Annotated in this window: 15 protein-coding genes; 6 read left to right on the forward strand and 9 right to left on the reverse strand. The window is 59.2% G+C overall.

Annotated features, from left to right (window positions below; genetic code table 11):
- Positions 1 to 5: 5 nt before the first annotated feature.
- Entirely contained in the window at positions 6 to 1,295 is a 1,290-nt protein-coding gene (locus tag SYN63AY4M2_RS05390) for a cysteine desulfurase (protein WP_011429299.1), read from the reverse strand.
- 168 nt (positions 1,296 to 1,463) lie between these two features.
- Here SYN63AY4M2_RS05390 and SYN63AY4M2_RS05395 point away from each other — a divergent pair, with 168 nt between their 5' ends.
- Entirely contained in the window at positions 1,464 to 1,682 is a 219-nt protein-coding gene (locus tag SYN63AY4M2_RS05395; RefSeq protein WP_011429298.1) for a hypothetical protein, read from the forward strand.
- 110 nt (positions 1,683 to 1,792) lie between these two features.
- Positions 1,793 to 2,101 carry a hypothetical protein gene (locus SYN63AY4M2_RS13930; RefSeq protein WP_011429297.1) on the forward strand — a complete coding sequence of 103 codons (309 nt, stop codon included), beginning with the start codon at positions 1,793 to 1,795 and terminating at the stop codon, positions 2,099 to 2,101.
- A gap of 177 nt (positions 2,102 to 2,278) precedes the next feature.
- Here the strand turns inward: SYN63AY4M2_RS13930 and SYN63AY4M2_RS05405 are convergent, their stop codons facing one another.
- A complete protein-coding gene (locus SYN63AY4M2_RS05405) occupies positions 2,279 to 3,430 on the reverse strand; it encodes a glucose-6-phosphate dehydrogenase assembly protein OpcA (RefSeq protein ID WP_099835656.1) in 1,152 nt (383 codons plus the stop codon).
- A 119-nt stretch (positions 3,431 to 3,549) separates the two neighbouring features.
- A complete protein-coding gene (locus SYN63AY4M2_RS05410) occupies positions 3,550 to 5,148 on the reverse strand; it encodes a glucose-6-phosphate isomerase (protein WP_099835658.1) in 1,599 nt (532 codons plus the stop codon).
- 185 nt (positions 5,149 to 5,333) lie between these two features.
- Here SYN63AY4M2_RS05410 and ribD point away from each other — a divergent pair, with 185 nt between their 5' ends.
- Together ribD and SYN63AY4M2_RS05420 are read left to right on the forward strand one after the other, a co-directional pair.
- On the forward strand, positions 5,334 to 6,443 hold the full coding sequence (gene ribD / locus SYN63AY4M2_RS05415) for a bifunctional diaminohydroxyphosphoribosylaminopyrimidine deaminase/5-amino-6-(5-phosphoribosylamino)uracil reductase RibD (RefSeq protein ID WP_099812499.1): 1,110 nt from the start codon (positions 5,334 to 5,336) through the stop codon (positions 6,441 to 6,443).
- A gap of 443 nt (positions 6,444 to 6,886) precedes the next feature.
- Positions 6,887 to 7,903 carry a hypothetical protein gene (locus SYN63AY4M2_RS05420; RefSeq protein ID WP_240530348.1) on the forward strand — a complete coding sequence of 339 codons (1,017 nt, stop codon included), beginning with the start codon at positions 6,887 to 6,889 and terminating at the stop codon, positions 7,901 to 7,903.
- A 190-nt stretch (positions 7,904 to 8,093) separates the two neighbouring features.
- On the opposite strand, the gene SYN63AY4M2_RS05425 is transcribed toward SYN63AY4M2_RS05420, so the two are convergent.
- Positions 8,094 to 8,327, reverse strand: coding sequence for a hypothetical protein (locus tag SYN63AY4M2_RS05425; protein WP_011429292.1), 234 nt, complete (start codon positions 8,325 to 8,327; stop codon positions 8,094 to 8,096).
- Positions 8,328 to 8,730: 403 nt separating this feature from the next.
- On the opposite strand from SYN63AY4M2_RS05425, the gene SYN63AY4M2_RS05430 reads away from it, so the two are divergent.
- A complete protein-coding gene (locus tag SYN63AY4M2_RS05430; protein WP_011429291.1) occupies positions 8,731 to 8,970 on the forward strand; it encodes a hypothetical protein in 240 nt (79 codons plus the stop codon).
- Here the strand turns inward: SYN63AY4M2_RS05430 and SYN63AY4M2_RS05435 are convergent.
- Complete coding sequence (locus SYN63AY4M2_RS05435) at positions 8,967 to 9,794, reverse strand: DUF1350 family protein (protein WP_011429290.1); 828 nt, start codon at positions 9,792 to 9,794, stop codon at positions 8,967 to 8,969. The two genes, SYN63AY4M2_RS05430 and SYN63AY4M2_RS05435, sit on opposite strands and share 4 nt — an antisense overlap.
- 437 nt (positions 9,795 to 10,231) lie before the next feature.
- Between SYN63AY4M2_RS05435 and SYN63AY4M2_RS05440 the strand changes: the two genes are divergently transcribed.
- Positions 10,232 to 10,474, forward strand: a complete 243-nt coding sequence (locus SYN63AY4M2_RS05440) for a hypothetical protein (RefSeq protein ID WP_041438072.1) — start codon at positions 10,232 to 10,234, stop codon at positions 10,472 to 10,474.
- A gap of 51 nt (positions 10,475 to 10,525) precedes the next feature.
- Here SYN63AY4M2_RS05440 and SYN63AY4M2_RS05445 read toward each other — a convergent pair whose 3' ends face one another.
- The 4 genes from SYN63AY4M2_RS05445 to crtE form a co-directional block, all read right to left on the reverse strand.
- Positions 10,526 to 11,362: a transglutaminase-like domain-containing protein gene (locus tag SYN63AY4M2_RS05445; protein WP_011429288.1), complete on the reverse strand. Its 837-nt coding sequence runs from the start codon at positions 11,360 to 11,362 to the stop codon at positions 10,526 to 10,528.
- Positions 11,363 to 11,393: 31 nt separating this feature from the next.
- Complete coding sequence (locus SYN63AY4M2_RS05450) at positions 11,394 to 12,011, reverse strand: hypothetical protein (RefSeq protein ID WP_011429287.1); 618 nt, start codon at positions 12,009 to 12,011, stop codon at positions 11,394 to 11,396.
- Positions 12,012 to 12,053: 42 nt separating this feature from the next.
- Positions 12,054 to 12,515, reverse strand: coding sequence for a divergent PAP2 family protein (locus SYN63AY4M2_RS05455; RefSeq protein WP_041438070.1), 462 nt, complete (start codon positions 12,513 to 12,515; stop codon positions 12,054 to 12,056).
- 80 nt (positions 12,516 to 12,595) lie between these two features.
- On the reverse strand, positions 12,596 to 13,489 hold the full coding sequence (gene crtE / locus SYN63AY4M2_RS05460; protein ID WP_011429285.1) for a geranylgeranyl diphosphate synthase CrtE: 894 nt from the start codon (positions 13,487 to 13,489) through the stop codon (positions 12,596 to 12,598).
- Positions 13,490 to 13,499: the final 10 nt, after the last annotated feature.

A 13,499-nucleotide genomic window follows, 5' to 3' on the forward strand; every position in this document is an offset into this window, starting at 1 on the left:
CTCGGCTACCCCAAGGCCTCCCTGAAAAACGCCACCGCCTCCGCCAGCACCTCCAGGAAGCGATCCACCTCGGCCAGGGTGTTGTAGAGGTAAACGCTGGCCCGCGCCGTCGATTGCACCTGCAAGTGGCGATGCAGCGGCTGGGTGCAGTGGTGGCCAGCCCGGATGGCGATCCCCTGCTCATCCAGCAGGGTGGACAGGTCGTGGGGGTGGATGCCCTCCGCCGAAAAGCTGACCAGTCCTGCCCGGCGCGTCGGGTCCTTGGGGCCATAGATTGTAATGCCTGGAATGCGCTGAAGCCCTTCTAGGAGGCGAGCGGTTAACTTTTGCTCATGGGCATGCACGCGCTCCAGACCGATCTGGCTTAGGTAATCGACGGCTGCCCCCAGACCCACCGCTTGGGCAATGGCCGGCGTGCCCGCCTCAAACTTGTGGGGGATATCGGCGTAGGTGGCGTGATCCCAGTACACCTCGGCAATCATCTCGCCCCCGCCCAAAAAGGGCGGCATGGCCCGCAGCAGCTCCCGCTTGCCGTAGAGCACCCCGATCCCCGTGGGGCCGCCCATCTTGTGCCCAGAAAAGGCCAGCCAATCGCAGTCTAGGGCCTGCACATCCACCGGCATGTGGGGCACGCTCTGACAGGCATCCAGCAACACCTTGGCCCCACAGCGATGGGCTAACTCAACCACCTCCCGGACAGGGTTGATGGATCCCAGCATGTTGGAGACGTGAGTTACAGCCACTAGGCGGGTGCGGTCGCCCAGCAAAGAGCGGTAGTGCTCCAAATCCAGCTCGCCCTCGGGCGTGATCTGGATAAACTTGAGGCAGGCCCCCGTCTTTTGAGCCACGAATTGCCAGGGGATCAAGTTGCTGTGGTGCTCCATCACCGACAGAATAATCTCATCCCCCCGCTCTAGGGTGCTCATGCCCCAACTGTAGGCCACCAGGTTAATGGCCTCGCTGGCGTTGCGGGTGTAGATGATCTCTTGCGGGGAAGGCGCGTTGATAAAGCGGGCAATCTTCTCCCGCGCCCCCTCGTAGGCCTCCGTGGCTTCGTTGCCCAAAGTATGCACTCCCCGGTGCACGTTGGCGTTGCTGTGCCGATAGTAGAAATCCATTGCCTGCAAAACCGCCAGCGGCTTCTGGGAAGTGGCCGCATTGTCAAAATAGATGAGCGGCTGGCCGTTGACTTGGCGCTGCAAAATTGGAAAATCCGACCGCACCTGGGCAGCTAAGTCGGCAGCAGCGTCAAAAGCCTGGTCCAGCTTGGGGGAAGAAAGAGAGGATACCGCCATAGTCTGCGCAGAAGCCTACCTCCCTCAGTATGGCATCGCTCTGGGCACCCCTCGGCAAACTCCTTCCCTCTCGCCAGGGATCCCTACCTCCCCTCGCCAGTCGGAAAAGTTGTCAAGAACTGTAATTTTATGTTAAGTTTGTTTACGTACAGTTATGAGGCATTACCTATGCAATCCTCTCCTAGGATCCCTTCTCGCCTGGACTCCGCTTCTGTGGCCCAATACTACGACACCACCAACGACTGGATCCCGGGCTGGACGGAGCAGGCGGAGCGTTGGAATGGCCGCCTGGCTATGGTGGGTTTGGTGATCAGCGTTGCCACAGAGGCGCTGGTGGGTCACAGTGTTTTTGCCACCACTCTCGCTCAGTGGCTGGGACTGCGATAGTTGAGAACATCTGAGTTTTACGCAAGCATCAGGTCGGGCGTTTTGTCTGGGGGCTGCCCGATCGGCTCGCTACCCAGGCTATTGACTGTTTCACTGAACCCAACAGGCCGATGATCCTCGACAACCCTTTCTTTCCTTACATTGCCGTTATGGTGAGCGGGCTGGTGGCTGCTGTTGCCCTCGGTTCGATGGCTTTCTTCAACTCCAAGCGTCCTGCGGGCTGGGAGGGTGCTGCTCGTCCGCGATACGTGCCTCAGTATGGGCAAGAGGGCGAGGCTCCGCCCGAGTGGGAAATTGGGTGGACGGAAAAGGCCGAGCGCTGGAACGGGCGATTGGCCATGCTGGGGTTTGCCATGAGCATTGCGGTGGAAGCCCTGGTAGGTCACAGCGTGCTGGCCTCCGTCCTGGGGCTGCGCTGAGCTGGCTTCGACAGTGGATAGGCGGATCTGGCTAGCTTTCTTGGGCCGATTTGTCGGGATATCCCGAGAAGCCTAGGTTCTCGTCTGTCAAGCGCTGGGTTGGGGTCTTCGCTTCCCTGCATTTGAACGCGAGACAGTATCCGTCTCCCCAAGATTGCCAACAACGAAATCGAGATTCTACCCCAGCGCTCCGCTTTTCTTTAATTTGAGGATCTGGGCCACCACCCCTAAGGTCTCTTCGTAAAGATAGTCGGGGCCAGGCCGCTGCAACTCGGCAGCTAGCAGCGTTTCCAAGGACTCCTGCTCCAGGGGAGCCACCTGGCGAACCACGCACCTCTGGGCACCTCCCCTGGCTTCCATGCGCATGCACCCTGTGGTTTCTGAACAGAGCACGGTGCAGGCGTCGGCTTCCTGGTTGCTGGAGGTGAGGCGCAAGCCGATGAGATCTCCCGCCTGGCTCATCTCCGAGACCAGGGGCACGGCAGCCAATTCTGCCCTCACCTCGCCTCCCGCTTGGGTTTGGAAGCGGATGCGGTCGATCTCGTAGTCGTGTTCCCAAGTCTGGGCCCGCTCGGTGGGCGTCCACCCCAGCCGGCTGGCCAGCCAGCCCAAGAAAAGGAGGGCCTGGCAGGGGTTGCCAGCTCTGTAGTCAATGGTTACTTGATCTATCCAGGACAGAGACTCTCGCCGATCTGGGGGGTCGAAGGCTTGGGCGGTGAGTTCCTGCCAGGGCAGCAGCCGTCGCCAGTTGAGATCCCCGCAGTGGTGCCCCTCGCTGATGAGGAGATGAATTTCCTGCAGGTCTTCTTCTGAGTTGACAAAGCCCCGCGAGTCGACGATGACGCGGTTGCTCAGGGCTACCAGCTTTTGAAACAACAAGCTATTCAAGTCTAAGTTCCCTTGCCACCACAGGAACGTGGGCAGGTTGGGGATCAACAGCGAGGCGACAGTGCTGCAAGCGCGCACAAAAGCCGATTCCGGCGCTTTCAGGGTGATGTACTCACAACACACCAGCGAGCTGCGCTGCTCGCGGGTCACCGGGCAATAGGCCGCCACCTGGGCCTCGATGGCGTCGTCTGTGGCTCCCTCCCGTTTGGCCCTTAGGTCGATGACGCGGCAGGGGTTCTGGGTGGCAATGGCTTCGACGGTGGGGGAAGGCAGCAGCAGGGCATCGTCTAGCGACTCATACACCACCAGGGTAAAGGTGGCAGCCCGGGCGGCAACGCTCTCTCCCTTGGAGGACCAGATCTTGTTCAGCTCCTGCTCAATGTCCTCGATGGAGACATCTTTTGGGGTTTGTAAAGGCAGGACGGCGGCAGGTTGGTCCATAGTCTCCTCCTGGAGTAGCCTCTTGCTCGATTCTAGGCAGACAGGCCGGCTGCACAGGAGGGGTTTAAGGTAAGGTACAGATTGGTCAAACCTCTCTTCAGGTTGCCTCTTCTATACTCTCAGGCCGGGCGCGGCTGGATGCTTAGCTCCAAGGGTCGGCCAGGATCCCCCACAAGCACTAGACTGCGGCCATTGGCTTGCAGATGCCGCACAATCCAGTACAGGGTCTCGATGCGCTCTGGGCAGCTCAGTTTTTCCGCCAACTGGGGCAAGGTCAGGGATCCCTTTTGCTCTCGCATCACCTCCAGCACCTGGCGCTGGAGCTGCAGGACGGCGCTGGCCGCTTTCTTGCCTGCTTCCACCCCCGGCTGGTGGTAGGCGTTGACCTGGATTAAAGAGGCGTAGAGGCCCACTGCCCGTTCGTAGAGGGCAATCAGGGCCCCCACGGAGCGGGCGTCCACCCGCGGCAGCGTTATGGTGACGGAGTCGCGCCCGTTTTCGTAGAGGGCTTGGCGGGTGCCCTGCAGCAGGCCATCCAGATAGTCGCCGCTGGTTACCTCGGGCTCTACGAAGGGGGAAGGGATCCCCGGCTCGCGATCCTGGAGCACCTCGATGAAGGTGACGAAGAAGTTGTTGAGGCCGTCCCGCAACTGCTGCACGTAGGCGTGCTGATCGGTGGTGCCCTTGTTGCCGTAGACGGTTAGGCCCTGCTCCACGCGGTTGCCCTGCAGGTCGTGGGACTTGCCTAGAGATTCCATCACCAACTGCTGCAGGTAGCGGCTAAACAGCGCCAGGCGGTCTTTGTAGGGTAAAACCACCATATCCTTGCGCCCTCGCCCCTCGCCGACGATGTACCAGGCCATGGCCAAGAGGGCGGCAGGATTGCGCTCCAGATGGGGTACGCGGGTGGCTTTGTCCATGGTGGCAGCTCCGGCCAGCAAAGCCCGGATGTCGATCCCCTGCAACGCTGCCGGCAGCAGGCCCACCGCGGAAGTTTCCGAGGTGCGCCCCCCCACCCAGTCGAAGATGGGAAAAACGGCTAGCCACCCCTCCTGCCGCGCCTGCTGCTCCAATTGGCTGCCGGGGCCGGTGATGGCCACTGCATGGGCAGAAAAGGGGATCCCTGCCTTCCGGTAAGCCAGCTCCACTTCCACCAAGGCGTTGCGCGGCTCGGGCGTGTTGCCGGATTTGGAGGTGACAACCACCAGGGTTTGTCCCAGTTTGCCGGCCAGCCGTCCCAGCACCCGGTCAAACCCGTCCGGATCCGTGTTGTCGATGAAGTGAATGTTCAAGGGCGGCTGCAGCGGAGCCAGGGCCTCCGCCACAAATTGTGGCCCCAGAGCCGAGCCGCCAATGCCAATCCAGAGCAGCTCGGTGAAACGCCCTCCCCCACTGGCTGGGATCGTGCCGCAGTGGATCTTCTTGGCAAAGCTCTCCACCTGTTCAACGCAGTCTTGAATTGCCTGCCGAATTTCGGCGCTAGGAGCCAGCTCCGGCGCCCGCAGCCAGTAGTGGCCCACCTGGCGGCCTTCGTCGGGATTGGCAATGGCCCCGGCTTCTAGGGCCTGCATCTCGGCAAAGGCGCGGGCAAAGGCAGGCCGCAGCGCTTCCACCTGAGCGGAAGTAAAACGGATGCGGCTGATATCAACAAAAATTTCCAGCTCGGGATGGTAGTAGAGCCAATCGCAGTAGCGCTGCCAAAGTTGAAGGCTGTCCATGGGATCCCTTCTGCCAAGGCCGTAACCAGCTTACCAAAAACGCCCTCCAGCTCCTGGACGGGCCAGCGGGTGAAGTCGCCAACAGCGCCCAGATCCGTCGCGCACTTGAAGGGAACGGGTCGGCTTTTGTTCCCCAGATGGCAAGGCTAGAATCCAGAGCAACTGTAGCTTGATCCCGGCCCCTTATGAACTCGGATCGGCAATGGATGGAACGGTGCCTGTCCTTGGCCCGCTCCACACCGCAGCGCCCCTCCCCTAACCCGCGGGTAGCCTGCGTTATTGTCCGGGGGGATCAGGTGGTGGGGGAAGGCGTTCATCCGGGAGCCGGCCAGCCCCATGCCGAGGTGTTGGCTTTGCAACAGGCGGGATCCCTGGCCAAGGGCGCTACCCTCTACGTCAACCTCGAGCCCTGCAACCACTACGGGCGCACCCCTCCCTGTACCGAGGCCATCCTGGCTGCCGGGATCCGGAGGGTGGTGGTGGGAATGCAGGATCCCAATCCCCTGGTGGCCGGCAAAGGGATCCGCCGCCTGCAGGAGGCAGGGGTTGAGGTGACGGTGGGGGTGCTGGAGCAGGAATGTCAGGAGCTCAACGAAGGCTTTGCCTTCGCCATTGTGCAGAAACGGTGTTTTGGCCTGCTCAAATACGCCATGACCCTAGACGGCAAGAGCGCCGCCGCCACCGGCCACAGCCGCTGGATCAGCAATCCGCTGGCGCGAGAGTGGGTTCACCGCCAGCGGGCCTGGCACGATGCAGTCATCGTGGGCTCCGGCACCGTCTGGCACGATAACCCCCACCTTACCTGCCGCCTGCCGGATTTTCACGGATCCCAGCCCCTGCGAGTGGTTCTCAGCCGCTCTCTGAATCTGCCCCCGCTGGCCCACCTGTGGCGAGCGGAGGAGGCGCCAACTTTGGTGATTACCGAGGCCACTGAAGCCCATCCCCTCTGGGGATCCCTGGCCAAGCAAGGGGTGGAGCTGCTGCACCTGGATCAAGTAACCCCGGCTCAAGCGGCGCAGGTTCTCTTTGAGCGAGGCTGTCTGAGTGCCCTCTGGGAATGCGGCGGCACCTTGGCCTGGGCAGCCCTTAAAGATGGGGCCATCCAGAAGGTGGCCGCCTTCATCGCTCCCAAGATCTTGGGCGGGGCCGACGCGCCAACCCCCGTAGCAGGAGAAGGGATCCCGGATGTGAACCAAAGCTGGCAACTGTTGGAGCCGCAACTGCAGACTGTGGGGGATAACTGGTTGATAACCGGGAAGATCCTCCCTTCTGGCGCCGACGACTCCGGTGAATGATTTGTTCTCGATGACTCTCAATTGTCATCCGAGAGAGTTTTAGGTTTTTGAACGAACAAAATCATATCTGCTTAAGGTAAACGAGTATACTGCTCAGAAAGAATGTGGCGTTTCTGAAAAACAGGGATCGAAACTGAGCTAGCCTGTGATAGGCTACTGGTGCCCTCTAGAGCTTGCGGTTCAAAGGAATATAGCCCACAGAAAAAACCTTACCTGAGTAAGGTTTCAGCTCGTGTGACGATACGGGTTTTGCCCAAGCAGGCTGTAACTGCCATTTTGCCAAAAGCCACCCGGATCATTGAGCTCCTCTGGGGTGAGCCTTGAGAAAGCGACAACAAAGGGCTGTCCTTCTTGTCCAGTCTCCTTTCGTTGCCTGCCCGGCGAGCTGATTGAGAACTTTCCCCTCTCATTTCCCAGTACAAATCTTGGTAGGGAGGATCATCATGTTGAACCTTTTTGCCGGCCTGCTCTTTGCCTTGGCTCACCTCAGCCCTTCAGGAAATGTCCTCATTGAAGGAGATGTGGGGGAGTGGGCTTTTGCCGATCGCCAAGTTACTGAGACAGCTACATTGACTGTTCTCATACGGCCCGAGGCGAGCTTGGCCTCTTGGAGAGAAATGCTCTCGGTCATGAACGTTCAGGTACCAAAATTGCCCCGCTTCCTGGCAAACAATATGCGGAATAATCTCCTAGAGTACTGCCCCCAAACAATGTGGGAGTTTCACCGGGAAAGCGAAGAGGATGTCCTCTACGAGTTCCGTAGCGCCGGCTGTCGTGGGCAGGTTGCCGGGATCCAAGAGCATGAAATTGGCCGCATCACCCAAGGCCCAGACGGCCCTGTGCGCATTGCCTACGCCGCCAAGCCAGAGATGACACCCGAAATGCGGAGCCGCTGGCTGAACTTGCTGGGCAGCGAGGTGGGGACGGCTCGGGGCTTTCCCATCCAAAACCTTACCGGGGCCGCCCGAAAGCCTTCTTCCCCAGCTCCAGAGCAGCCGATCGCCCACTGGCTACAGGAAGCAACCGAGGCCCTGAAGCGGCAGGAAGATTTGCTGGCCGAGCTGGATCGCCTCGCTCAGGAAGCGCAAGCCAATGCCCGCGCCTATAGCCAGAAAGCCCCAAACGAGGCGGGGACAAGGGTGATCAGCCTGCACCGAGGTCGGGGAGACGGCAGCCCTGGCGAGGCCACAACCGAGTTTAAGACCACCGACACCTTGATCTGGGCCATCTTGCCGGTGGGCAGCCTCCCTGCCAACGCCCAGGTGGAGATGCTCTGGTACTACAAGGGCGGAGAAGCCGGGAGCGAGCAACTGATCCGCAAGTTTGATTTTCCCTGGGATCCCCTAGCCGACACGGTGCGAGGCTTTCTCAGCTTCAGCCAACCCTACACCGGGCGCTACCGCGTCGAGGTTCATGTCAACGGCGAGAAGATAGGAGTTGGCCGCTTTACAATTCGGTAGCCTTAGCTTGGCTCCCGCTTCCAACTCTTTTCTCTCGGAGGGAGACCGGCCTCTCTCTTAGAAGACTTACAGACAACAATTTTTAACTATAAATCCAGACTTTCCGGCAGGGCAATGTCCATCGCCATCTGCCTGTTTTTCGCGCTGTGAAGACCGTTGTGCTGAGAGCGAAAAGATAGCTCGACATTCTCTAGCGAGTTCTGATCACAGCTCTAGCTTTGAGGTTGTAGATAAAGCTGGTGCGGTACTGCAACAGCAAATTGCGCAGGTAAAGGGGCAAGTTGCGCTGGTAGAGTAGGCGAGTTCTGCGGTAGATCAGTTTGCGGCGACGGTTGATCGCCCGGCTGCGCTGCTGCAAAGGAGCCTGCAGAGAACGCTGAAGTGCCAGGGATCCAGCCGCGCCGGCCAGCCTCCGCCGTACCATACCCCACCTCTCAAGCAGCAGTTAGCTCAAGTGTAAGGGATCCCCCTACGAGCAGCCGCTGGCGGGTCGATGTATTTTGGTATCCTGCAGACAATTGGCCTGAGGAGCTAGGAGCTGCCCGGAAGCTTTCTCCTTTGCCAGATCTTGCAACAGTTGCCGGCGCTTCCCCCGAAGGGCGACAGGTGTAGGCCGCTTGAACGCCCAGCAATCTTTGCCAGCGGGATCCCTTTGGGGCCTGTAGCTTAGACAAGGCCGGCAAGGCCCCAGGGGGCCGCGCCCGCCGCTACCCCGCCGACAAGTTGCTGGCTGCAGAAGACAGAGAACTCTTTACGCTTTAACCAGGTTTTGTCAATAGCAGTTGAGCGACAGGTTCGTTACAATAGATTACAGCTTAGATTACGATATGTTGATTATCCTTGCCATTGTGATCCTACTGGGGTTCTGGGCGCTGCGCTTAATGGAACAGGCGTTTCAGCGGCAGGAGTTCTCGCGCATGTTGGCGGGAACGCTGGTGGCCGTAGCTGCCGGTGGTGTTTTAACCTGTTACTTCCTGATGAGCGATATTCTACAGATGCTGTTTCCTCTGCAGGCTCAGTCTCCCCACTCACAGGAGCTCCTCTCCGACCTAAGCTGGCTCGACTAAGCCAGTTGTGCTGCCAGCCAGGCTTGAATACTCCGGATCATTCGTTGGTTAGGAGCCAGTAAGTTTTGATAAAAAAACTGCGCGAAAGCATCGATGGGACTGAACTCCCCCCCGACCCGGAAAGGATAGCTGAAACCCAGCGGGGTTAAGTGATCCCCCTCCAGGCGTTGCCATTCGGTGTAGCCTCCGTACTTGCGGCGAAGCTGTTGATAGAGCAGCGGAATATCGTCAATATCATCCTGCTGAAACTCTACAAGCAGGTTGTTTCTAACCGGATACTGCTCCTCGATAAGGCGATTGGTTTCTGCCGGAGAAGGCTCAAACTCCAACCACAGATTCACTGGCGGTGACGAGGATCCCATCCACATCCGCCACAGAGTGCTCAGTTGCTGTTGCGGCCACGCCTGGGCCAAGGCCTGCAGCACCGGCAGCGCCCGTTCCAGTCCCGCATTGCTGTAGGCCAAGAAAATATTGCCGCGCCGCTGGGATCCCAAAGAAGGAAGGGCTAGGCAGGAGAGGATCTGCAGCTTACCGCCAAGGCTGTGGCCCAAGCCAAAGAGGGGCAACCCCATCAAACCTTTGCTCTGCAGGCTTCTATGCAAAGATTGCGCTGCTTTAAAAGCCAGTTGCGCGTGATCGATATCGGTGGTGTAGGGGGTAGCCACAACGGCCATGCCCATACGGGCCAATTCTTCCAGCAGGCGGCTGTAGAAAAATTGTGGGGCGGATCCCACAAAAGCTCCGCCCAGAAAGTGGATCACGGCACGGGGTTGGGGAGGCAGAAGAAACCAAGTCTGTCCATCCGTTTGCCAAGTCAATGTCATGGTGCTACAACCTCACCTGCGATTTGACTGGGATTTCCCACAAAACCCGCTAGCCGACAGGATCCCACTTCATCCTAATGGAGTACCAACAGACTAGTGGATCGCCCCCCGGGATCCTAGACCAAGCAACTCACTCGTGGCGCGACTGGCCCCAAAGTCGCCAAAACTGCAGCAGCTATCGGGTGAACCCATCACTCCCACCCCCTTCGCAAAAGATTGGGAAAGGCGAACCGGACAAGCCTCCCTGGGGAGCTCCCAAGCCTCGGCGAGGCCCCGTGAAAGTACCCTTGGCAGTTTCCCTTAGCATGGGCGGCCCTAGATCTTGGCCAAAATACGTGATCCTCAGGATGGCTACGTCAAGTATTTCTTGCATTCTAGGTTTATGAGCTCAGATAACAAATTCTCCGCTGAGATTGCCATCAGATTGTGAGGTTGTAATGAGCATTCGCGAGATTATCGACGAGGTCTTACGATCCTCGACCCTGACGCTGCAGCAGGAGTTTTCTATTAACAAAATCCTTCGGGAAAAAGACTACAACCTATCTGACCTGGAAGCTTTAGACGAGCTGGTAGAGGCAATTCTTCGCCAGGAGGTGAAAGCTGCTCCAGACTCTTGCAAAAGCCCCAGCGACACCCAAAGATGGCAAGGCGAGATCTCAGGTGAGATCCGTATTGCTTAGGTGGCCAGCTCTCGATTGGAGGATTTTTTCGAGCAATTGCTGCACCTGACTTTAGTCAGAGTAAGCTTCTAGCCTTTGTAGGATCTCTTGGATTAAATGCTCGTCGGGGCCGCTGAGCTCTGGGTGGAGGGTCGCCTGGTTGAGGTAGTGCCTCAGATCCTGACAGGCCTGCTGCCAACGCCCCAACTGGTAACAGAGCAAGCCCCGATCCCTCAGGTGGGGCAAGGACTCTGGGATCAATAACAAGATGCGCTCCACCGCTGCCAAGGCAAGCTCTAGCTGGGCGCGGCTCAAGTAAATCTGCTTAAGATTGTTGAGCAGCCGCACCAAGATTAGGCGAGGAGGGGTGGGGCGGAGGTGATGATCTTGTAAAGGGATCCTGGGCCCGTAGATCTGTGCCAAACGCTCTTGGCAGTCCTCGGGAAACAAAATTTCTCCCTGATGAAAGGGATCCACAAAAATCTCCGCGTCTGCAAACAGGGGCCGCACCAGAAAGTGGCCGGGCATGCCTACCCCTGCCATGGGAAAATCGATCCGCCGCGCCAGCTCTAGATAGATCAGAGAAAGAGTGATCGGGATCCCGGTGCGCCGATCGATCACCTCGTTTAAAAAGCTGTTGCGCGGGTCATAATAGTCTTCGCTGTTGCCACAAAAGCCCAGATCTTCAAAGAGATAGCGATTTAAAATCCGGATGACGCGCAGGGGGTAGCGCTCGGGAGGAAGACGCTCTTGCACTTCTGCGGCCATCTCATCCAAAGCGGCCAAATACTCTTCTACATCCAAGTCGGGATAGGCTTCTTGGGCGATCCAGAGGGCCGCTCGGTCCAGATCGATGGGATCCGCTTGAATTTCTTGGAGGAAGCGTTGGCGGGCAGCAGGAATGCTCATGGGAGGCTGGAGTGTTTGTCAACCATCTCGGCTAGAACAGCAGCGTGCAGAAGCTGGTCAACAGCAGCGTCAATGCCGTCAGAAGCAGGCTAAAGCTCCACAGCCCCACGGCGGCAAACAGGAGGAGCCCGATGACCCAGATGAGCAGAGCATTCCAGTAGGGCCGGTTGGGGGCCTTGGAAACGTTGATTTTTTGGAAGAAGGGCAGCAGGATAAACGCCACATCCAGCAGCAGCCGCGGCAGCCGCAAATCCTGGGGCAACGGCCGATCCCGCACTGCCAAGTAGAGCAGCCCCCAGCTCAACAGGAGCGGGAGCAGCAACAGGTAATTGGATTCGGCCAGCAGCGGTCGATCCACGACTAGCGGAAACAGAGGGCTGATCCCCCAGCCCAGATAGAGGTAAAAGTCGAACTTCAACAGCGGCTGCAACAGAGGGGGCAGGCCGAGGCGCTGAATGTGTTGTTGAATCCTACTCCCCTGAGCTCCGGATCTCTGGCCCCCAGATCCGCCTGTTTGAGGGGTTTGCCCTGCCGGGGTTGCCCGCCAACCGCAGTGGTCGCAGTAGGGGGACTTGTAGCGATAGGCCGGGATCGGCTTGCCACAGGCCGGGCAGCGCTGGATCGGACGAGGTTGAGAACTGGAGGCCATGACCACCCGTGATGCTCCTGCTCTAGCATGCCCCAATTGCGTTCAGTTGATTCCCAGGACAAAAGATAACGTGATACAGGCTGCCCCCAAGGCTGCTCCGGCGATCACCTGGACGGGCGTATGGCCCAGCAACTCCCTCAAGTAGGGCTCCTGGAAGCGATCTGCACCCTTCTCCTCAAACCATTCTTCCATGAGGCGGTTCAGCACCCGCGCCTGCTTGCCGGCAGCCTGACGGATCCCGGCGGCATCGTACATCACCACCAGCGCAAAGACCATCGTTGCCGCAAACAGCAGGCTGTCCCAGCCTTCCTCCAGCCCCACCCCCACCGACAAAGCCGTTACCAGCGCTGCGTGAGAGCTGGGCATCCCCCCTGTCTCCACCAAAACCCGCAGGTTGAGCTTGCCCGAACGCACATAGGCCAGGATCAGCTTGATGGCCTGGGCCAAGACACTGGCCAGCAGAGCAACCCAGAGAACGTGGTTGGCCATCAACTGCTGCAGCATAGGGCTCTCCGGCACCAGAACGCGACCAGGGTCTCCGACAGGGTGGACAGGGATCCCATCTACCTTCTTGTCCTCTTGTCTCAATGCTGGCGGCGGGTGATGAAATCGGCCAGAGCCAACAGGGGCTCGGCCTGGGATCCGTAGGGGCGCAACGCCTCCTTGGCCGATTGGATCAGTTCCTCAGCTTTCTGCCGGGAAGCCTCTAGGCCCAACAAGCTGGGGTAGGTGGCTTTGGCGGCAGCTTGATCCTTGCCTGCCGTTTTGCCCAGTTGCTCGCTGGTGGCAGTAACATCCAAAATGTCGTCCACGATCTGAAAAGCCAGGCCGATGTCCCGAGCGTAGTGGCTCAGCCGCGCCAGCAGCTCCTCATCGGCCCCTGCCAGGATCCCTCCCGAAACCACCGAGGCCTCCAGCAGAGCACCCGTCTTGTGACTGTGGATGTACTCCAAAGTTTCTAGGGAAATGGCTTTGCCTTCGGACTCCAGATCCACCACCTGGCCCCCTACCAAGCCGGTTGCCGCCACAGCATGGCCAATGCGGGCAATGACTTGCAGCACCAACTGCGGCGGCACCCCCCGCGTTTGGCTGGCGATATGCTCAAAGGCATAGGCCAACAGGGCATCTCCTGCCAAAATGGCGATATCCTCGCCGAATACCTTGTGATTGGTGGGCTTGCCGCGGCGAAAATCGTCGTTGTCCATCGCCGGCAGATCGTCGTGGATCAGCGACATGGTGTGGATCATCTCCAGGGCGCAGGCGGTGGGCATGGCCTGCTCCACAGAGCCGCCGGCCAACTCACAGGCCGCCAGACAGAGGATCGGCCTCAGGCGTTTCCCCCCCGCCAGCAGGCTGTAGCGCATCGCCTCGTAAATGCGCTCCGGATAGGCGGGAACCAATGCCGCAGAAAGCGCCTCTTCCACCTGTTGCTGGCGTTGGCTCAAGTAGGTGTCCAGGTTGAAGGTTTGGGCAACCAAGGGAGGGCTC

Source organism: Synechococcus sp. 63AY4M2 (assembly GCF_002760475.1).
Lineage (GTDB): Bacteria > Cyanobacteriota > Cyanobacteriia > Thermostichales > Thermostichaceae > Thermostichus.